Origin of the sequence: Arthrobacter sp. Bi83 (assembly GCF_918698095.1) — a bacterium.
Lineage (GTDB): Bacteria > Actinomycetota > Actinomycetes > Actinomycetales > Micrococcaceae > Arthrobacter.
The window spans coordinates 81,763-101,181 of record NZ_CAKKLY010000007.1 but is presented as its reverse complement, the minus strand read 5'-3'; the positions used below and the strand labels follow the sequence as shown (position 1 = coordinate 101,181).

18 protein-coding genes are annotated in these 19,419 nt (G+C 66.5%); 3 read left to right on the top strand and 15 right to left on the bottom strand.

Annotated features, from left to right (window positions below; translation table 11 throughout):
• Positions 1–213: 213 nt before the first annotated feature.
• From LQ144_RS05920 to LQ144_RS05900, 5 genes are all read right to left on the bottom strand, one after another.
• Positions 214–384: a hypothetical protein gene (locus LQ144_RS05920; protein WP_230117638.1), complete on the bottom strand. Its 171-nt coding sequence runs from the start codon at positions 382–384 to the stop codon at positions 214–216.
• Between the two features lie 73 nt (positions 385–457).
• Positions 458–1,771, bottom strand: coding sequence for a tyrosine--tRNA ligase (gene tyrS, locus LQ144_RS05915; RefSeq protein ID WP_230117637.1), 1,314 nt, complete (start codon positions 1,769–1,771; stop codon positions 458–460).
• Positions 1,772–1,854: 83 nt separating this feature from the next.
• The gene (locus tag LQ144_RS05910) at positions 1,855–4,083 is read right to left on the bottom strand and encodes an AAA family ATPase (RefSeq protein ID WP_230117636.1); all 2,229 of its coding nucleotides are present in this window, start codon (positions 4,081–4,083) and stop codon (positions 1,855–1,857) included.
• A gap of 128 nt (positions 4,084–4,211) precedes the next feature.
• Positions 4,212–4,769, bottom strand: a complete 558-nt coding sequence (locus LQ144_RS05905) for an adenine phosphoribosyltransferase (RefSeq protein ID WP_230117635.1) — start codon at positions 4,767–4,769, stop codon at positions 4,212–4,214.
• A gap of 59 nt (positions 4,770–4,828) precedes the next feature.
• Positions 4,829–5,488: a DNA-3-methyladenine glycosylase gene (locus tag LQ144_RS05900; protein WP_230117634.1), complete on the bottom strand. Its 660-nt coding sequence runs from the start codon at positions 5,486–5,488 to the stop codon at positions 4,829–4,831.
• A 112-nt stretch (positions 5,489–5,600) separates the two neighbouring features.
• Here LQ144_RS05900 and LQ144_RS05895 point away from each other — a divergent pair, with 112 nt between their 5' ends.
• On the top strand, positions 5,601–7,100 hold the full coding sequence (locus tag LQ144_RS05895; RefSeq protein WP_230117633.1) for an AlkA N-terminal domain-containing protein: 1,500 nt from the start codon (positions 5,601–5,603) through the stop codon (positions 7,098–7,100).
• A 23-nt stretch (positions 7,101–7,123) separates the two neighbouring features.
• Positions 7,124–7,633, top strand: a complete 510-nt coding sequence (locus tag LQ144_RS05890; RefSeq protein ID WP_230117644.1) for a methylated-DNA--[protein]-cysteine S-methyltransferase — start codon at positions 7,124–7,126, stop codon at positions 7,631–7,633.
• Positions 7,634–7,956: 323 nt separating this feature from the next.
• Here LQ144_RS05890 and LQ144_RS05885 read toward each other — a convergent pair whose 3' ends face one another.
• The 10 genes from LQ144_RS05885 to argC all read right to left on the bottom strand — a co-directional run bounded on the left by LQ144_RS05885 (position 7,957) and on the right by argC (position 18,153).
• Positions 7,957–8,688 carry a maleylpyruvate isomerase family mycothiol-dependent enzyme gene (locus LQ144_RS05885; protein WP_230117632.1) on the bottom strand — a complete coding sequence of 244 codons (732 nt, stop codon included), beginning with the start codon at positions 8,686–8,688 and terminating at the stop codon, positions 7,957–7,959.
• A gap of 30 nt (positions 8,689–8,718) precedes the next feature.
• On the bottom strand, positions 8,719–9,258 hold the full coding sequence (locus LQ144_RS05880) for a pyridoxamine 5'-phosphate oxidase family protein (protein WP_230117631.1): 540 nt from the start codon (positions 9,256–9,258) through the stop codon (positions 8,719–8,721).
• A gap of 148 nt (positions 9,259–9,406) precedes the next feature.
• Complete coding sequence (argH, locus tag LQ144_RS05875) at positions 9,407–10,843, bottom strand: argininosuccinate lyase (protein WP_230117630.1); 1,437 nt, start codon at positions 10,841–10,843, stop codon at positions 9,407–9,409.
• Positions 10,844–10,848: 5 nt separating this feature from the next.
• Positions 10,849–12,054 carry an argininosuccinate synthase gene (locus tag LQ144_RS05870; protein WP_230117629.1) on the bottom strand — a complete coding sequence of 402 codons (1,206 nt, stop codon included), beginning with the start codon at positions 12,052–12,054 and terminating at the stop codon, positions 10,849–10,851.
• A gap of 108 nt (positions 12,055–12,162) precedes the next feature.
• Positions 12,163–12,699 carry an arginine repressor gene (locus tag LQ144_RS05865; RefSeq protein ID WP_230117628.1) on the bottom strand — a complete coding sequence of 179 codons (537 nt, stop codon included), beginning with the start codon at positions 12,697–12,699 and terminating at the stop codon, positions 12,163–12,165.
• Positions 12,700–13,707, bottom strand: a complete 1,008-nt coding sequence (gene argF, locus LQ144_RS05860) for an ornithine carbamoyltransferase (RefSeq protein ID WP_230117627.1) — start codon at positions 13,705–13,707, stop codon at positions 12,700–12,702.
• Positions 13,704–14,972: an acetylornithine transaminase gene (locus LQ144_RS05855; RefSeq protein WP_230117626.1), complete on the bottom strand. Its 1,269-nt coding sequence runs from the start codon at positions 14,970–14,972 to the stop codon at positions 13,704–13,706. Before LQ144_RS05855 ends, argF begins: the two co-directional genes overlap by 4 nt.
• Positions 14,969–15,928, bottom strand: coding sequence for an acetylglutamate kinase (gene argB / locus LQ144_RS05850; protein WP_230117625.1), 960 nt, complete (start codon positions 15,926–15,928; stop codon positions 14,969–14,971). The genes LQ144_RS05855 and argB overlap by 4 nt, the downstream gene beginning before the upstream one ends.
• Before the next feature lie 30 nt (positions 15,929–15,958).
• A complete protein-coding gene (gene argJ, locus LQ144_RS05845) occupies positions 15,959–17,125 on the bottom strand; it encodes a bifunctional glutamate N-acetyltransferase/amino-acid acetyltransferase ArgJ (RefSeq protein WP_230117624.1) in 1,167 nt (388 codons plus the stop codon).
• Entirely contained in the window at positions 17,122–18,153 is a 1,032-nt protein-coding gene (gene argC / locus LQ144_RS05840) for an N-acetyl-gamma-glutamyl-phosphate reductase (protein WP_230117623.1), read from the bottom strand. The genes argJ and argC overlap by 4 nt, the downstream gene beginning before the upstream one ends.
• Before the next feature lie 158 nt (positions 18,154–18,311).
• Here argC and LQ144_RS05835 point away from each other — a divergent pair, with 158 nt between their 5' ends.
• Positions 18,312–19,400, top strand: a complete 1,089-nt coding sequence (locus LQ144_RS05835) for an acyl-CoA desaturase (RefSeq protein ID WP_230117622.1) — start codon at positions 18,312–18,314, stop codon at positions 19,398–19,400.
• The last annotated feature ends 19 nt before the right edge of the window (positions 19,401–19,419 follow it).

Below are 19,419 nucleotides of genomic sequence, written 5' to 3'. Positions count from 1 at the left end.
GAAACCAGCTGTAAAAACCAGACCACACCACAGGGGCGGCGCAACCTGGTCAATTCAACCAATTCATATAAAATAAACCGGTATCAACAAACTTGGCACACTATTGAGTTCTCAAACAACAGACACATTCGAATACTTCTCGAAACAATTCGCAAGTCTATTCGCAAATTTCATTTGTTTCGCATTTCTTCGCTGCGATGTTTATAGCTTATTTCATTCATATTCACTTTGCAAATCCGGGTTGTTTTCCCGATATTCACTTGGTGGTACGAATCCGCCCATAGCAAATGGAAGCTTTTCTTCATTTCGTGCGTTGCACATGAAGAATCGCTTCTCAAGTGAAGGGGGTTTGTCACCACTCAGCGGCGGCGACTCAGAAAACATTACACGCTCCCCCGCGGCCGTGCAAATCGGCTGCGAAGGAGCGTGCAATTGGGTCTTTGCGGCGCCAGAAGTGCTAGACGCCTGACACCTGAACGGTGGCCAGGTTCTTCTTTCCCCGGCGCAGCAGCAAGTACTTTCCGTGAAGCAGCTCGGATGCAGGAATCACAGCATCCGGATCTGACACCTTGGCATTGTTGACGTAAGCGCCGCCCTCACTGACGGTCCTGCGGGCAGCGGATTTGCTCTCCGACAGTCCTGAGGCAACCAGGAGATCGATGATGCCCAGGCCCGCCCCGTCCACTGACGCGGAAGGCAGTTCGGCGGTCGCGGCCGCGAGGGTCTGCTCGTCAAGCAACGAGAGGTCGCCGTTGCCGAACACGGCGGCCGACGCAGCGATGACCTTTTCTGTGGCGTCGACGCCGTGAACCAGCGAAGTCACTTCGTAAGCAAGCTTGCGCTGGCCCTCCCGGGCGAAGGGACGCTCAGCAATGGATTCCGCCAGTGCCTCAATCTCTGCCCTGCCTAGGAACGTGAAGACCTTAAGGCGGTCCACAACATCGGCATCCGCCGTGTTCAGCCAGAACTGGTAGAACGTGTACGGGCTGCACATGGCCGCGTCCAGCCAGATGGCGTTGCCCTCGCTCTTGCCGAACTTGGTGCCGTCGGAGTTGGTGATGAGCGGGGTGCCGAGCGCGTGGACGGTCTTGCCCTCCACCTTGCGGATGAGTTCCGTACCGCTGGTGAGGTTGCCCCACTGGTCGGATCCGCCGGTCTGCAGAACACAGCCGTAGTCGCGGTGGAGCTGGAGGTAGTCCATCCCCTGCAGGATCTGGTAGCTGAACTCCGTGTAGCTGATGCCTTCGTCCGAGCTGAGGCGTGACGCGACAGCGTCTTTGCGCAGCATGGTGCCTACACGGAAGTGCTTTCCGATCTCGCGCAGGAAGTCGATCGCGCTCAGCGGCGCGGTCCAGTCGAGGTTGTTGACCATGCGGGCAGCGTTGCCGCCCTCGAAGCTGAGGAACCTGCGGACCTGGGCCTGCAGGTAGCCCACCCACTCAGTGACGGTGTCCTTCGTGTTCAGGGTGCGTTCCGCCGTCGGCCGCGGATCCCCGATCAGGCCGGTGGAGCCGCCCACGAGACCCAGGGGCTTGTGGCCGGCCAGTTGCAGCCTCCTCATAAGGAGGAGCTGGACCAGGTTTCCCAGGTGCAGGCTCGGCGCCGTGGGGTCGAACCCGCAGTAATACGTGACCGCATCCCCTGCGAGGAGTTTCTCCAGCTCCACCTCGTCGGTGGAGACGTGGACAAGGCCGCGCCATTTGAGCTCCTGCCAGACGTTGGCAAAGCTGGGGTCGTTCTGCTGGGATTCGAGGTCGTTTAGGTGTGACACGACTTCTAAGTTAGCAGGATCGGCGGCGCCTGGCCCCCGATGAAGGTTCGGATGTCAGGCGCCCGGGCCGTTCACTTCAACTTCTAGCGTTCGATGCCCGCCGGAATGCCGTCAGCAGCGATGAGCCGGAGCCGTTGGGTGGGCCGGGTCATCGCCACATAGAGGTCTCCCACGCGTCCGTGTTCATGATTCAGCATCACGGACGGTTCAAGGACCACCACGCCGTCGAACTCGAGGCCCTTGGCTTCCCTGGGACTGATCACCACAACGTCCTGTTCGTAGCTGCCGGCGCCCGTCCCGATGCGGCGGCCGTAGGCCGCGCGCAGCGCTGACGTCGCTTCCGCCAGGAGATCGCCGTCGGCAATCACCGCCAGCAGGCCGCCGTCGATCGCGTCCAGCTCCTCCGGGAGCACCTCCACCAGCCGGCTCACCAGGCCGCCCGGCTCCACGCGGTCGATGACGGGCGACCAACGGCCCTCACGGACAGCCTTGGGTGCGGACACCACGAGCCCGGCGGCGTTTGCCATCCGGGCTGCGGCCTCGGCGATCTGCGACGGTGTCCGGTAGTTGACCGTGAGCTCTTCGAGCTGCCAGCGGTCTCCGAACATCGGAGCGAGTGCACCCTGCCACGAATTCGCGCCGGCCACGGAGCTGGTCTGGGCAATGTCCCCCACGATGGTGAAGGACTTCAGCGGGCAGCGCCGGACGAGGAGGCGCCACTGCATGGGCGAAAGTTCCTGGGCTTCGTCGACCACGATATGGCCGAATGCCCAGGTGCGGTCGCTGGTGGCACGCTCGGCGGCGGTCAGCCGTGCCTCGCGTTCCTCGTTCTGCTCAACCAGTTCCTCGGCAGAGACCAGGACATCGACGCCGGCCGTCTCCATGTTGACGAGCGTCTGCCGGGCGTTTGCCAGATCGCGGGCGCGGTCGTGCTCCTGCTGTGCCAGTCCGCGGCCCGCGGCGGGATCGAGCTCGCCGAGGAGTTCGGCTGCCTCGTCGAGCAGGGGAACGTCGGCCTCGGTCCACCGGGCGTCAGGTGCCCGGAGCAGGAGTTCGCGCTCCTTGGCGGTCAGCTTGGGCGTGCAGGCTTCCAAAATCGCGGGTTTGCTCAGCAGTTCACTGACAAGCTTTTCGGGCGTCATCGGCATCCAGCAGAGGTTCAGGGCCACGCGGACATCCCGTGCGGAGCGCACATCCTCGGCGAGGTAGGACCGGTCGGCATTGTTGCCGATGTTGCCGGCTTCCACCAGTTCCGTCATCTGCTCCGTCAGTTCCCGGAGCAAAATCTTGACGAAGGTAACGCGTGCCTCGTTGTGCGGCTTGCCGGTGGAGCGGGCGCGCTCCCGGGCCCGCCGGACCTGCCGCGGCGTGAGGACCAGCTTGCGTCCGTCCACTTCCAGAATGCGGTTTTCGGCGGGGATGCGCTGGCGGTTTGCCACGGCGTTGGCGACGACGTCGGCCATGTCCAGCCGCCCCTTGATTGCAGCGACGTCCGCCTCCGGCTCGGGCACGGCATTGATGCCCGGCATCAGCCGGCCAACGCTCGCCATCACCACTCCGGTCTCGCCGAGCGAGGGCAGGACGCGTTCGATGTACTTCATGAACGACGACGACGGTCCCACGAGCAGCACGCCGGCGGTCTTGAGCCTGTCCCGGTGCGTGTACAGCAAGTATGCGGCGCGGTGGAGCGCAACGGCGGTTTTGCCCGTTCCCGGACCACCCTGGACGACAAGGGCTCCGGAGATGGAGGACCGGATGATGCGGTCCTGTTCGGACTGGATGGTGCCGACGATGTCCGACATCCGGCCGGTCCGCTTCGAGTTCAGGGCAGCGAGCAGGGCACCTTCACCCTGCAGGGAGTCGTTGTCTGCCAGCATGTCCGCGTCGAGGACGTCGTCTTCGATGGCCTTGACCTCGCGGCCCTGCAGGATCAGGTGCCGGCGACGGCGAACACCCTGGCGGTCGAAGGCCGTGGCCTGGTAAAAGTGCCCGGCTTCGGGCGCACGCCAGTCCACCATGAGGCGCTGGAGGTCCTCGGTGGTCAGGCCGATGCGGCCGATGTACTGCGCCTCGCCCGAGTCGAGGTCCAGCCGGCCGAACACGAGGCGGTCGTCGACGGCGTCGAGTTGCGCCAGGCGGTCTTCGTACAGTGCAGCAAAGGCGTCGCGTTCTGAAACGTTCTGCATGGTGCCCACAGCGCCGGCACGGCGCACGTGCGCCAGCTGGGTGCGCTTTTCCTCGCGCAATTCATCAAGCCGTGCGTACAGACCGGCAACATAGTCCCGTTCGTGGGCCAAATCGGCGTCGAGCATCTAAACGTTCCCCTATCGCAAAAGACAGACCGTCCATTCTACAACCATTTTTGTCAGCGCGCCCGTGGTGCCATGTATTTCCGGCGCCTCAGAGAACTGTCGCCAGCGCTGGCTGCTCACACGAGCTGCTAGAGGCGGAGCAGCGAGCGGACGCGGTGCCCGGCAAGGGCTGCGCGGCCGCGCAGCTCCCCCAGCTCCATGACCACTCCCACGCCGGACACGTGGACACCGCAGCGTTCGAAGAGCCGCACCGCTGCACTGAGTGTTCCGCCGGTGGCCAGGACGTCGTCCAGGATCAGCACCCGGCTGCCGGCGGGCAGGTCCGTCTTGTGGAGTTCAAGCGTGGAGGTTCCGTACTCCAGGGCGTAATCCTCGGCGTAGACGTCACGCGGCAGTTTGCCCGCTTTCCGCACGGTGATGACCCCTGTTCCCGTGGCGTAGGCTGCGGCGGCGGCAAGCAGGAAGCCGCGGGCCTCGACGCCTGCCACGGCATCGAACTGGCCCTTGAACGGTTCCACCAGGGAGTCCACGACGGCCCGCAGCGCACGGCCGTCGGCGAACACGGGAGTCAGGTCCTTGAACACGATTCCCGGCTTCGGATAGTCCGGCACGGTGGCGCAAAGCCGGGTGATCAGCTGGTCCACGGGAACGGATTTGGGGGCCGGGGTCTGCTCGCTCTGGTTCACCCGTCAAGCCTACGACGTGTTGCCGAGCCGCCGCGTTACTGAACCCCGCCGGTCACGGACTAGGCCGAACGCACCTTCGCCGCCTTATAGCGGGAAACCGTGGGGTCCCCCGTCAGCCAGAAACGCCAGGGATAGTCGTGCGATCCGCCGTCCCCGGCGACGCCCACTCTGGGTCCGGCGCTTACGCCGGCCACCGGCGCCGGGGGAAGTTCGAGGCTGAACGGGTGCGTGAGCGCGTCCCGGCCGCTGTCCGCCGTCGTCAGTCCGAGGGCGGTGGCCAGGCGGGCAGGTCCGCTGGCCAGGTCCTTGGCCGATTTCGACGTCGGCCGCCTCGCCAAGGCAAGCGGCAGCCCGTCCACAATCTCTCCCGCACGCAGCAGCACGGCGGAGGCGTGGCCGGACGGCCCGCAGACGATGTTGGCGCAACTGTGCATGCCGTATGTGAAGTACACATAAAGATGCCCGGCCGGGCCGAACATCGGCGCGTTCCGGCGCGTGGGGCCGCGGAATGTGTGGGACCCGGGATCGGGATGCAGCGAATCGCCGGGCCCCATGTAGGCCTCGAGTTCCGTGATCCGCACGGACACAGGACCATCCGGGCTGTGGTGGGTGAGGACGGCGCCCAGGAGCAGGGGCGCTACCTCGCGGGCATCGCCGGTGAGGAATTCCCGCACGTGATCCTCGTCCTCCGATGCGGGGTGGCTGCTGCTGACGGTCATGCTCCGACTTTACCCACCCGTGCCCCCGCCACCGACGGGAGGGCGCAAACTATCGCACGGCGATGTCCGATTTCCGCTAGCTGCGTCCTGCTTCGGCTGGCAGGATGGAGTCATGGACTTCTTGCAGCGCTACCGTGCAATCGACGCACGGGACACCCGTTTCGACGGGCAGTTCTATACGGCGGTGCGGACCACGGGAATCTATTGCAGGCCCTCGTGCCCGGCCAGGACGCCGAAAGCCGAGAACGTCACCTTTTACGAAACCTCGGCTGCGGCCCACGACGCCGGCTACCGCGCGTGCAAGCGCTGCCTTCCGGAAGCAGTGCCGGGAACGCCTGCGTGGAACGTGCGCTCGGACATCGCGGGCCGTGCCATGCGGCTCATCAACGACGGCGTGATCAACCGCGACGGCGTGGAAGGACTGGCCGCACGCCTGGGATATTCGTCCCGGCAGCTGAACAGAATCCTCAGCCACGAGCTCGGCGCCGGGCCGCTCTCCCTCGCCCGGGCCAGCAGGGCACAGACCGCCCGAACACTGCTGGTGTCGACGCCCATGAAACTCGCGGACATCGCTTTCGCGGCCGGGTTCAGCAGCGTTCGCCAGTTCAATGAGACCGTGGGCGAGGTGTTCGACATGACCCCCACCGCCCTGCGCGCCACCGCGCGGATTCATCCGTCGCCGGCTGCCAGTACCGCGCTCACGCTGAACCTTCCCTACCGTGAACCCTTCGACCCGGGCATCTTCGGCTTCCTTGCGGTCCGCGCCATTCCCGGAATCGAGGCGGGCACGCCGTCGTCCTATGCCCGTTCGCTGCGGCTGCCGCACGGTGACGCGCGCTTCAGGGTCGAGTACGACGCCGGCGCCCCTGGGCGGCCCCTGGTGCTCACCATCGGCGCGGTGGACCTGCGCGACCTTTCAGCCCTGCTGAGCAGGGTCCGCCGGCTCTTCGACCTCGACGCCGACCCCCTCGCCATTGACGGAGCACTCGGCACAGATCCCCGGCTGTCAGAGGCTGTTGCCGAAACTCCCGGCATCCGCATGCCCGGCGCCCTGGATCCGCACGAGCTCCTGGTCCGCGCCATGGTCGGGCAGCAGATCACGGTGGCCGCGGCCAGGACGGCCCTCACCCAGCTGGCCGCCGCGGGCAGCCCGAGCACCGCTCCCGGCGAAGGCTTGGACAGGATGTTCCCGACGCCGGAGCAGATCGCACTGGCCGGCCAAGGACTGCTGCGCGGGCCGCGGCGGAGAATAGACTCCCTTGTGGCAACCGCCGCGGCGCTTGCTTCCGGGGACCTGGACCTGGGCTACGGGGACGATCTGCCCGGTCTTCGCGCGAATCTCCTTCCCTTGGCGGGCGTGGGCCCCTGGACAGTGGGATACGTTGCGATGCGAGTGATCGGCGCACCGGATATCCTCCTGGCCAACGACGCCGCGGTACGCAATGGAATCCGGGCACTCGGGCAGGTGTCCGCCACTCAAGGCGCCTCGCCTGATTCCACGCTGTCCTCAGATTTCAGCGAAGTCAGCCCGTGGCGGTCGTACGCCACCATGCACCTCTGGCGCGCCGCAGCGGCCGCGCCGAAAACCACCACAAAGAAGGCTTTGAAATGACATCTCAGCACAACGGCGCAGACATGAATGCGCAGCTGCTCACCATGACCACGCCGGACGGCCCATTCACGATCATCGCCCGCGACGGCGTTGTGCTGGCTTCGGGCTGGACCGCCGATTCGGGCGAACTCACCGGGCAGATCCATCCGGAGCTGCAGCCCGTGGCGTACGACAGCGTGGACGACCTCGGCCCCATCTCCTCCGCGGTGGAAGCCTTCTACGCGGGGGATCCTGTTCCGGCCATGAGCGTGCCGGTGCTGCAGAAGTCAGGCCCGTTCCGCGCCCATGCCTGGGATGTGCTGCGCACCGTCAGCCCCGGCGCGCCGGTGACGTACACCGAATACGCGGTGCTGTCCGGCAACGCCAAAGCGGTCCGCGCCGCGGCCAGCGCGTGCGCCTTCAACGCTGCGGCCCTTTTCGTGCCGTGCCACCGTGTGGTCCGCACCGACGGCACGTTGGGCGGTTTCCGGTGGGGGCTGCGGATCAAGGAAAGCCTGCTGGCCCGTGAAAAAGAGGCCCTCACCCGGACCTAGGTCTTAGGCGGCTATCGGCCCGGTGGGGCGTGCGCGTTTGTGGGCCTTGGCTTGGTGCCGGAGTTCGCGTCTCTGGCGGGTTTGAGGCTGTGGCATTTCCGGACCCTGAACGCCGCGCTGCCGGCATCGCCGGAGTCACCGGCGGGCTCAAACGCGACGGCGATCCGGGCCTGAGTGGCCGCCGCCGCGGACTTAAGATCCTCCAGCTCCCGCAACTGGTCAATCATGGTGCCGCTACTGGCTTCTGGTTGCCGTCCATAACCAGAGTCTGCCAGCGACCCCTGACAAAAATGCGATAGGGCGGGCAAGGGTCCGGCATCCGGCTAGTGCGGCACTCCCGAGGGCCAAGGAAGCAGCTCCGGCAGGTCCACTCCGTCGGCGGCTGCCGAGGCACGCAGGCTGCCCAACGAAGGTTCGCGCCCGGCCAGCCACGCAGCGATATCCGTGACCATCCCGCTGATCACCGTGGAACGCCCGCCGGCTCCGATGGCCACGGGCGGCAGGCCCAGCGGCTGGAGCACAAACTTCTGCCCCTCCGGAACCCGTGCCGTCAGGAAGTCGAACAGATGCTCGCAGAAAAGCCTGCTCCACGCTTCAGGGCCAGGACCCGTGCCGAGGTCCGAGGCATGGATCACGAGTTCGCGCCAGAGGGCGCGGCCGCCGTCGAAGACCACTCCCCCGCGGTAGGCGATGGGGACCTGCCAGCCGGCGGCATCCAGCGCGTCGAAGGCCCGGAGCGCCCGTTCCAGCGCGGCGTCCAGGTCGGCGCGGTGTTCGTCGATGCTGTGCCCCGCGGCCATCCCGATCGCCTTCGTGCGGCCCTCGTAGCCGCCGTCGTACAACTCCACGGAAGCGCCGCGAGCGGCGAACTCCAGCTGTCGGGCCATCGCGTTCGAGATCCCGGTGATGTGGGCCAGAACATGTCCCCGTGTCCAGCCCGGAAGTTTCGACGACGCCGGGACGTCATCAGCGGTGAGTTTTGCCGCCTGGGAGGCAACGGCGTCGGCCGCTTTGTGCAGTTCCGTGAGTACTGTCTCAGGTGTGATTGCGGTCATACGGCAATCGTAGCGGACGGTTAATCGGCCTTAACGCAGCTCGGCGTTCCCCGCCGGCCGGTAGAAGTGCCTGATGTGCCTGCGGTCGTGCCGGGCCTGCCAGAACTCGATCTCCAGAGGCTGGATGGCGTAAAGCTGCCAGTCCGGATTGTGGCTGCCGTCCGCCGCTGGCCGGGCGTCCCAGTCCGCCGCCGATGCCTCCGCGGACAGCTCCACCGCGTGGCCAACCACACGGACCTGCCTGCCCTGCAGCGGCCAGTAGAAGTTCAGCGCGGCCCTGGGGTTCGCCGATAGTTCCCTCCCCTTGCGTGAGGTACGGGACGTCGCGATGTGCCAGCCGTCGTCGTCGATGTCTTTCAGGATCAGCATCCGGGACGACGGCTGGCCGTCGGAATCCGCCGTGGCCAGGCTGCACGCATGCGGCTGCCGCTCCCCGGCATCCAGGGCAGCCGCCAGCCACTTCCGGAACAGCTCGGCCGGGTCCGCGGGGGCAGTAGCCGCATCAAAGTCCGGAAGGTTTTCGTGGAAATCCGGCAGGGCACGCAATTGCCGGCGGAAGGATTCGCTCATGGCGCAATGGTAGCGGGGAGTTTTCGCTCGTTAACGCGCAACGCTCTCTCACTTTTCGCAGGAAAATCGGCAACGCTCTCTCCCTTTCTTGAGGAAAGTGAGAGAGCGTTGCCCAAAAAGCTGCAGGAAGTGAGAGAGCGTGCGGCTGTTAGCCGGCGTACTCCCGCACACCGGCGAGCTCGGCTTCCAGCGCACCAAGCTGGCGTTCGACGGCGGCCGGTGCCGTGCCGCCCTGCGAGTTGCGGCTGTTGAGCGAACCCTCGGTGCTGAGGACTGTGCGGACCTCCGGCGTCAGGTGCTCCGAGATGGCGGCGTATTCCTCATCCGTAAGGTCCCAGAGCTCGACGCCGCGGCCTTCGGCCTGCTTCACCGCGGCGCCGGAGAGCTCATGCGCCTCGCGGAACGGGACGCCCTGGCGGACCAGCCATTCGGCAATGTCGGTGGCCAGCGCGAAGCCCTGCGGTGCCAGCGACTCCATCCGTTCGGTGTTGAACTTCAGCGTCGCGATCATGCCGGAGACTGCCGGGAGCAGGAGCTCCAGCGTGTCGGCGGCGTCGAACACCGGCTCTTTGTCCTCTTGGAGGTCGCGGTTGTACGCGAGCGGCAGTCCCTTGAGCGTGGCCAGCAGCCCGGTCAGGTTGCCGATCAGCCGGCCGGCCTTGCCGCGTGCCAGTTCAGCCACGTCCGGGTTCTTCTTCTGCGGCATGATCGAGGAGCCCGTGGAGTAGGAATCATGCAGCGTGACGAAGGAAAACTCCTTCGTGGCCCACAGGATCACTTCCTCCGAGACACGCGAGAGGTCCACGCCGATCATGGCGGTCACCCAGGCGAACTCAGCGAAGACATCGCGGGAGGCGGTGCCGTCGATCGAGTTGTGCGTTGCCGAGAAGAAGCCCAAGTCCGCAGCAACAGCTTCCGGGTCCAGGCCCAGCGAGGAGCCCGCAAGAGCGCCGGAGCCGTAGGGCGAAACGCCGGCGCGTTTGTCCCAGTCCTGCAGCCGCTGGACATCGCGCAGCAGCGCCCAGGCGTGGGCCAGCAGATGGTGGCTGAGCAGGACCGGCTGCGCGTGCTGGAGGTGCGTGCGGCCAGGCATGGCCACGCCCCGGTGCGCCTTGGCCTGCTCCACGAGAGCATCGATGGTGGCCAGGACTCCTCGGGCAATGATCCGGGCGTGGTCGCGCAGGAACATGCGGCCGAGGGTGGCCACCTGGTCGTTGCGTGACCGGCCGGCGCGGAGCTTGCCGCCCAGCTGGGTGCCGGCGCGCTCGATCAGGCCCCGTTCCAGCGAGCCGTGCACGTCCTCGTCGGACTCCGCGGCCGTGTAGGCGCCGGAGGCGACGTCCGCGTCCAGCTGCTTGAGGGCCGCGAGCATGCCCTCCAGCTCGGCATCGTCCAGGAGGCCTGCCTTGTGCAGCACGCGTGCGTGCGCCACCGAGCCGGCAATGTCGTAACGGGCCAGGCGCCAGTCAAAGTGCGTTGACTTGCTCAGCGCTGCCAGGGCGTCTGCGGGGCCGCCGGCAAAGCGGCCGCCCCACAGGGCTCCAGTGTTCGTTGCTTCCGATTTGGTGGTTTCCTGCTCAGCCACAGGGGCTACTTTCCGGCGACGCGGAGGTCGCGGCCGGAGGCAACCTTGGCGGACATGCCCCACAGTTCGATGAAGCCGCGGGCCATCGACTGGTCGAAGGTGTCGCCGGTGTCGTACGTGGCGAGGTCGAAGTCGTAAAGCGAGGTCTCGGAGCGGCGGCCGTTGACGATCGCCTGGCCGCCGTGCAGCACCATGCGGATGTCGCCGGAGACATACTTCTGGGTGTCCTCGATGAAGGCGTCCAGGGAGCGCTTGAGCGGGGAGAACCACTGGCCGTCGTACACAAGCTCGGCCCAGCGCTGGCCAACGGTGGCCTTGAAGCGTGCCTGTTCGCGCTCGATGGTGATGTCTTCGAGGTGCTTGTGCGCGGTGATCAGCGCCATGGCACCAGGGGCCTCGTAGATTTCGCGGGACTTGATGCCCACGAGGCGGTCCTCGACGACGTCGATGCGGCCCACGCCCTGCGCGCCGGCGCGGCGGTTGAGTTCCTTGATGGCCTGCAGCGGGGTGACCTTGACGCCGTCGATCGCTACCGGCACGCCGGCTTCGAAGGAGATGGTGACCTCATCCGGGGCCGGCGGGAATTCCGGCGTGGCGGTGTAGTCGTAGATGTCCTTCGTGGGGGCGTTCCAGATGTCCTCGAGGTAGCCGGTTTCGACGGCGCGTCCCCAGACGTTCTGGTCGATCGAGTACGGGTTCTTCTTGGTGGTCTCGATCGGCAGTCCCTTTTCCTCGGCGAAGGCGATGGCCTTGTCCCGGGTCAGGGCAAGGTCACGGACCGGCGCGATGCACTTCAGGTCCGGGCCGAGGGTCTGGATGCCCACTTCGAAGCGGACCTGGTCGTTGCCCTTGCCGGTACAGCCGTGGGCCACGGTGGTGGCGCCGAATTCACGGGCAGCCTTGACCAGGTGCTTGACGATCACCGGGCGGGAGATGGCGGAGACCAGCGGGTAGTGGCCCTGGTAGAGGGCGTTGGCCTTCAGCGTGGGCACGCAGTATTCGTTGGCGAACTCGTCGCTCGCGTCCGCCACATAGGCTTCGACGGCACCGCAGCCCAGCGCGCGCTGGCGGATGGTCTCCAGCGATTCGCCGCCCTGTCCGACGTCGACCGCTACGGCGATGACCTCGGCGCCGGTGGCTTCACCGATCCAGCCGATGGCTACAGAAGTATCCAGGCCACCGGAGTAGGCCAGAACAATACGCTCAGTCACTTCACATGCTCCTTAGTTGTTTGGTTGAATTTGTTCGTCTGATGAAAGCCTGTCACACCCTTGTGCCGGGCCCAATTTTTGTACGTCGCTGCTGCTTCGGGCCGGCGGCTACGGGCTGGTGCCGGCTTCCTCCGCGAGCTGCAGAAACCGGGCGGCAAGGTCCGGTCCGCCCTGCGGATCCCGGGCGACCAGCAGCACGGTGTCGTCCCCCGCGATGGTGCCCAGGACGGACGGCATCACGGAATGGTCGATCGCGAGGGCCAGGAAATTCGCGGCCCCGGGCGGCGTGCGCAGCACGGCAATGTTGGCAGACGCTTCGGCCGTGACCAGGAGTTCGCCGCACAGCCTCGCCAGCCGTGCGTCAAGGATTTCCTGGCTGACTCCGCTCTTGGCCCCCCGCTCCCCGCCCTCGCCGGGCACGGCGTAGACCAGGACGCCTTCTTTACCGCGGACCCGGACGGCGCCCAGCTCCACGAGATCCCGCGACAGGGTTGCCTGCGTGACCTGCACCCCGTCGTCCGCGAGCAGCGCCGCCAGCTCCGCCTGGGAGCGCACGGACTCGCCGGTGAGGATCGCGGTGATCCGCGCCTGGCGGGCTGTCTTGGTGGCCGGGCTCGCGCCCGGCGACGGAGGCTGGACTGACAATTAGGCCTGCCCTGCCACCGGCGGCAGTCCCTCAACAACGGCCAGGCCCGACCGGTGCATGAGCCAGGCCATCAGCGCCTTCTGCGCGTGGAGCCGGTTTTCGGCCTCGTCCCAGACGATCGACTGCGGGCCGTCGATGACGGCCGCCGAGATCTCGTAGCCGCGGTACGCGGGAAGGCAGTGAAGCACGACGGCGTCTTCCGCCGCCTGTGCCATAGCCGCCTCATCGACGGAGTACTCGCGGAAAAGCTGCAGCCGGGCTTCCTTTTCGGCTTCCTGGCCCATGGAGACCCAGGTGTCCGTCGCGACGACGTCCGCTCCCTTGAGGGCTTCCCCGGCGTCCGTCGTGACGAGGACGGAGCCGCCGGTTTCCGCGGCGCGCTCCTGGGCCGCCGACACGATGCCCGCGGCTGGCAGGTAGCCTTCCGGCCCGGCGATGCGGACGTGCATTCCGGCGGTGACACCGGCCAGCAGGTAGGAATTGGCCATGTTGTTGGCGGCGTCGCCAAGGTAGGCCATGGTGAGCCCCTTGAGCTCGCCCTTGTGCTCCTTCACGGCCAGCAGGTCCGCCAGGAGCTGGCACGGGTGGTAGTCGTCGCAGAGGGCATTGATGACCGGCACCCGGGAGTTTTCCGCCATGGCGACGAGGCCCGAGTGGGCGCCCGTGCGCCACACGATGGTGGAGACCATGCGCTCAAGCACCTTGGCGGTGTCCTCCACTGATTCCTTGTGGCCGATCTGGGCCTCACCGGGGTTGATGATGAGGGCGTTTCCACCCATGTCCGCCACACCGGTGGCGAAGGAAACCCGGGTCCGGGTGGAGGTCTTGTCGAAGATCACGGCGACCGTCTGGCGGCCGCTGCCCTCTGCCGCGAAGGGCTGCGCACTGTACGGCGCGGCCTTCAGTCGCATGGCGAGGTCCAGCACCTCGGCCTGCTCGGCAGGAGTCAGGTCGGTGTCCTTCAGGAAGTGGCGGATCTTGACGGATGATGTCGCTGGTGAAGTCACTGTGCTTCCTTTGCAGTGTGCAGGATGTCAGGAAGGGCGGCCAGGAAACGGTCCGCCTGCTCTTCCGTGAGGATCAGGGGCGGGGCCAGCCTGATGGTCCGCGGACCGGGGCTGTTGATGATGAACCCGGCATCCAGGCCGGCTGTCACGACGGCGGGGGCTACGTCCGCGTCCAGGTCGAAGCCGATGAGGAGGCCTTCGCCGCGGACTTCCGTGACGCCGTCGATTCCGGCCAGCCTCGAGCGGAGGTGCTCCCCCACGCTGCGGACGTTATCCAGGACGTGCTGGTTTTCGATGGCGTGCAGGGTGGCCAGGGCGGCCGCCGTAGCCACCGGGTTCCCGCCGAACGTGGTGCCGTGCTGCCCGGCCGTCAGGAGCGCGGACGTTTCAGGGCCGAACGTGACCAGCGCTCCGATGGGGAACCCGCCGCCCAGGCCCTTGGCGAGGGTGACGGCGTCCGGCACGATGCCGGCGTCTGCACTTGCCAGCCATTTGCCGGTGCGTCCGATGCCGGTCTGGACTTCGTCGAGAATCAGCAGTGCGCCTGCCTTGGTGGTGGCTTCGCGTGCGGCCCGCAGGTAGCCGGCGGGCAGGGGGCGGACGCCGGCCTCGCCCTGGATCGGTTCGAGGAAGACAGCCGCCGTGGTTTCATCGATCGCCTCCACGAGGGCGTCGACGTCGCCGAACGGAATGTGGACCACGCCGCCGGGCAACGGTTCGAACGGCGCCCGGTACGCTTCCTTGGCGGTCAGGGCGAGGGCGCCCATGGTCCGGCCGTGGAAGGCGCCCTCCAGCGCGATGATCTTGGTCCGGGGCGTTCCGTTCCCGGCCGTACCGGAGCCGTTGTTCCGCCGGGCCAGCTTGAACGCGGCCTCGACGGCCTCCGTTCCGGAGTTCGCGAAAAAGACCTTGGAACCGGCCGGCGCCTTGCTCAGTTCGAGCAGTTTTTCGGCCAGTGCGATCTGCGTGGGGCTGGTGAAGAAGTTGGAGACGTGGCCCAGGGTGGCAAGCTGGCTGGAGATCACCGACGTCACGAACGGGTGCGCGTGGCCCATGGCATTCACGGCGATGCCGCCGAGCAGGTCCAGGTACTCCTTGCCGTCGGCATCCCAGACCAGGCACCCGGCGCCGCGGACCAGGACACGCTGAGGGGTGCCGAACACTCCCATGAGCGAGGAAGAGTAGCGGCTCAGCCACTCGGCTCCGGTCGTGTGGCCGCGGGTCTCGACCAGGTCGACCACCGGGGACTTTTCAATCTGGCTCATGCATTCACTTCCTCGTCCGGTACCACCTGCGTGCCAATGCCCGCGGTGGTGAAGGTTTCCAGCAACATGGAGTGCGGGAGGCGCCCGTCCACAATGTGCGCGCGCTCCACACCCTCATCGACGGCCTTCAGGCAGGCAGCCATTTTGGGGATCATCCCGGACTCCAGCCGCGGCAGCATCTCCCGCAGCTCCGAGGCCGTCAGCGACGAAATAAGCGATGACCTGTCCGGCCAGTTGGCATAGAGGCCTTCGACGTCGGTCAGGATCACCAGCTTGGAGGCGCCAAGGGCCGACGCGACGGCAGCGGCCGCAGTGTCCGCATTGACGTTGAGCACCTGTCCGGTGGTCTGGAACCGCCGAGCTCCTTCGTCATTGCTGTCCTCGTCAATGATTTCCGGAGCGACAGTGGAAATCACCGGGATCCGGCCTGCCGCTAGGATATCGACGATTCCCTCCGGGTTGACACCAACGACTTCGCCGACGAGACCCAGGTCCACTTCCTCGCCGTCCACGACCGTTCCGGTGCGGACGGCGCGCAGCAGACCGCCGTCCTCTCCGGACATGCCCACAGCGTACGGGCCGTGGGAATTGATCAGTCCCACGAGTTCGCGTCCCACCTGGCCGGTGAGGACCATGCGGACCACGTCCATGGCTTCGGGGGTGGTGACACGCAGGCCGCCCTTGAACTCGGACTCGATGCCCAGGCGGCTGAGCATGGCGTTGATCTGCGGGCCGCCGCCGTGCACCACCACGGGGTGGATGCCCACATGGTGCAGGAACACGACGTCTTCAGCGAAGGCCCGGCGCAGTTCGTCGTTGACCATGGCGTTGCCGCCGTATTTGATCACCATGGTGGTTCCGGCAAAGCGCTGGATCCACGGCAGGGCCTCGATCAGTGTGCCGGCTTTGTCCTGGGCGTCACTCATGGACGTGGTCTCGCGGGTCTGGGTGTTCATGCTGCTGTTCTCCAGGGGTGGCTGGTGGATCTAGCTTGAGTACGCGCTGTTTTCGTGGACGTAGTCGTGCGTGAGGTCGTTGGTCCAGATGGTGGCTTCCGCGCCGCCTGCCTGCAGGTCGATCTCCACGAGCACCTCGCGCGGCTCGAGGTCCACGAGCTTGCGGTCCTGGCCGATGCTGCCGTTCTGGCAGATCTGGATGCCGTTCATGGAGACGTTGAGCTCGTCCGGCTCGAAGGCGGCGTCGGTGGTTCCGACGGCGGACAGGACACGGCCCCAGTTCGGGTCCTTGCCGAAGATGGCGGCCTTGAAGAGGTTGGACCTGCCCACCGCGCGGCTGACGGTTTCGGCGTCGCGTTCGCTGGCGGCATTGAAGGTCCGGATGGCGATGTCGTGGCTTGCACCTTCTGCGTCGCCGATCAGCTTGCGGGCCAGCTCGGCGCACACCTGGGTGAGGCCGTCGCCGAAGGTCTCCGCGGACGGCACGGCGCCGGAGGCGCCGGAAGCCAGCAGCACCACGGTGTCGTTGGTGGACATGCAGCCGTCGGAGTCAGCACGGTCGAAGGTGACGCGCGTGGCGTCTCGGAGGACGACGTCGAGCATTTCAGCTTGGACATCCGCGTCAGTGGTGAGCACCACCAGCATGGTGGCCAGCCCGGGCGCGAGCATACCGGCGCCCTTGGCGATGCCGCCGATGGTGAATTCGTTTCCCTCGGCGTCAACGCCGGTGAAGATTGCCTGCTTGGGAACCGTGTCCGTGGTCATGATGGCCGTTGCGGCGTCCGCACCGCCGTCCGCGCTCAGGGCGGCCGCCGCGGCGTCGATTCCCGGAACGATCTTGTCCATGGGCAGCTGCTCGCCGATCAGGCCGGTGGAACAGACGAACACGTCCGTGGCCGAAATGCCGAGGACTTCAGCCGTTTTCTCCGCGGTGGTGTGCGTGTTCTGGAAGCCCTGCGGCCCGGTGCAGGCGTTGGCGCCGCCCGAATTCAGGACAACGGCGTCCACCCGCCCGTCGGAGACCACCTGGCGCGACCAGTGGACGGGAGCGGCCGCCACGCGGTTCGACGTGAAAACCGCCGCGGCTGCCTTGGAGGGGCCGTCATTGACCACGAGCGCGAGGTCCGGATTCCCGGAGGCCTTGAGGCCGGCTTTGACGCCTGCGGCGCGGAATCCTTGGGGTGCGGTAACAGTCACGGGGCAACTCCCTGCAGGTTGAGGCCGGCGGTTTCCGCCAGTCCGAGGGCAATATTCATGGACTGCACGGCTCCGCCTGCGGTTCCCTTGGTCAGATTGTCGATGGCACAGGTGACGATGACGCGGCCGGTGTGTTCGTCGAAGGCCAGCTGCATGGCGGCGTGGTTGGACCCCTGCACGGACTTGGTGGAGGGCCACTGACCCTCCGGGAGCAGGTGGACGAACGGTTCGTCGTCGTAGGCCTCGGCCCAGGCGCGACGCAGCTCCTCGGCCCCAATGCCGGGCTTGACCCTGGCCGTGGCCGTGGCCAGGATGCCCCGGCTCATCGGCGCCAGCGTGGGCGTGAAGGATACCGTCACGGACTCTCCCCCGGCGTTTGACAGTCCCTGTTCGATTTCCGGGGTGTGGCGGTGGCCGCCGCCCACGCCGTAAGGGCTCATGGACCCCATGACCTCGGCGCCGATCAGGTTTACCTTGGCGGCCTTGCCTGCCCCCGAGGTGCCCGAGGCGGCGACGATGACCACGTCCTCGCCCTGCAGCAGCCCGGCGGCGAAGCCAGGGGTGAGTGCCAGCAGGGCCGACGTCGGGTAGCAGCCGGGAACGGCGATCCGCCGGGCTCCCTTGAGCTTCTCGCGCTGGCCGGGCAGTTCCGGAAGTCCGTAAGGCCAAGTGCCGGCGTGCGCCGAGCCGTAGAACTTCTCCCATGCGGCGGCGTCCTCCAGGCGGTGGTCCGCTCCGGCGTCGATCACCACGGTGCCCTCAGGCAACTGGGCAGCGATTTCCGCCGACGCCCCGTGCGGGAGCGCCAGGAACACGACGTCGTGCCCGGACAGGTTCTCCACTGTGGTGTCCTCAAGAATCCTGCTCGCCAGGCCATGGAGATGTGGCTGCAGTTCGCCTAGTCTGGAACCGGCGTTGCTGTGCGCCGTGATGGCACCGATGGTGACGTCGGGATGCCCGGACAATAGGCGCAGCACCTCGCCGCCGGCATAGCCGCTCGCGCCGGAGACGGCAACAGAAATAGTCATGGGAACGACTATACAGCAAGAGTATGCATGGGTCCTGATATTTATGCATGACCTCGGTGCGCGCCGTAACAGCGTATGGTTGACAGAGGGTGATCCTGACCGCGCAGCCGAGTGTCGGCTGCAGCGTTGCCCGTAATCAGTTACGAGGCAAGCCGTCCATGACGCCCACCATCACTTCCGAGCGCCCGAAGTCGCGGGTCCGCCAAGCCAATCCGGTGACCCAAAGCTACTCGGACCTGCTTAAGTCCGTGCGCGCAGCCGGCCTGCTGGAACGGCGCCAAGGCTTCTACATCACCGTTTTCTCCAGCCTGGTGGTCCTCATGACCGCCACCTGGTTCGGCTTCGCGCTGATCGGGCAGAGCTGGTTCCAGCTCCTGATCGCTGCCGCTCTCGGCATCATCTGCACACAGCTGAGCTTCCTCGCCCATGAGGCAGGCCACCGCCAGATTTTCGCCTCCCGGCGCGCCAACGACTGGTCCGCCAGGCTGATTGCCACGTCTGTGGCCGGAATCAGCTACTCGTGGTGGGAGCAGAAGCACGGGGCGCACCACAACCACCCGAATGTCATCTCCAAGGACCCCGACATCGCCACCGGTGCCATCGCATTCCACACCGAAGCCGCTGCCGGCCGCCAGGGACCGCTTTCGTTCCTCACGCGCAAACAGGGCTGGTTCTTCTTCCCGCTGCTGTTCCTGGTGGGCCTGGGCTTGCAGATCGATTCGGTCCGCTTCATCTTCCGGCGCGCCAAGGTCACCCACCGCTGGGTGGAACTGCCCATCCTGCTGGTCAGGCTCAGCATCCTTCCCGTGCTAGCGTTTTCCTTCCTCCCGCTCGGGATGGCCTTCGCCTTCGTCGGCGTGCAGCTCGCCGTCTTCGGCTTTTACATGGGTGCCTCCTTTGCGCCAAACCACAAGGGCATGCCGGTTCTTCCGGCGGACAGCCGGGTGGACTTCCTGAGCCGTCAGGTCCTCACGTCCCGGAACATTTCCGGGGGCCGCTTCATGGACATCCTTCTCGGCGGGCTGAACCGCCAGGTGGAGCACCACCTCTTCCCGGACATGGCCCGGCCCCAGCTGCACAAGGCGACGGCGATCGTGCGCCAGTACTGCGACACCCACGGCATTCCCTTCACCGAGACCACGCTGACGGCCTCCTACGGCATCATCGTGCGCTACCTCAACGACGTGGGCCTTGCAGCCGGCCGCCGCTTTGAGTGCCCCATGGCCACGGTCACGCGGCGCTACTAGGAACCGCACCCTGAGGCAC

Bases quoted from the DNA above. Each gene is read 5' to 3' on its own strand.
- LQ144_RS05910 (WP_230117636.1), bottom strand. From the start codon at position 4,083: ATGCTCGACGCCGATTTGGCCCACGAACGGGACTATGTTGCCGGTCTG.
- LQ144_RS05855 (WP_230117626.1), bottom strand. From the start codon at position 14,972: ATGAGCCAGATTGAAAAGTCCCCGGTGGTCGACCTGGTCGAGACCCGC.
- LQ144_RS05885 (WP_230117632.1), bottom strand. From the start codon at position 8,688: ATGACCGCAATCACACCTGAGACAGTACTCACGGAACTGCACAAAGCG.
- argC (WP_230117623.1), bottom strand. From the start codon at position 18,153: ATGACTATTTCTGTTGCCGTCTCCGGCGCGAGCGGCTATGCCGGCGGC.
- LQ144_RS05890 (WP_230117644.1), top strand. From the start codon at position 7,124: ATGAATGCGCAGCTGCTCACCATGACCACGCCGGACGGCCCATTCACG.
- LQ144_RS05880 (WP_230117631.1), bottom strand. From the start codon at position 9,258: ATGAGCGAATCCTTCCGCCGGCAATTGCGTGCCCTGCCGGATTTCCAC.
- LQ144_RS05895 (WP_230117633.1), top strand. From the start codon at position 5,601: ATGGACTTCTTGCAGCGCTACCGTGCAATCGACGCACGGGACACCCGT.
- LQ144_RS05900 (WP_230117634.1), bottom strand. From the start codon at position 5,488: ATGACCGTCAGCAGCAGCCACCCCGCATCGGAGGACGAGGATCACGTG.
- LQ144_RS05835 (WP_230117622.1), top strand. From the start codon at position 18,312: ATGACGCCCACCATCACTTCCGAGCGCCCGAAGTCGCGGGTCCGCCAA.
- LQ144_RS05920 (WP_230117638.1), bottom strand. From the start codon at position 384: ATGTTTTCTGAGTCGCCGCCGCTGAGTGGTGACAAACCCCCTTCACTT.
- argB (WP_230117625.1), bottom strand. From the start codon at position 15,928: ATGAACACCCAGACCCGCGAGACCACGTCCATGAGTGACGCCCAGGAC.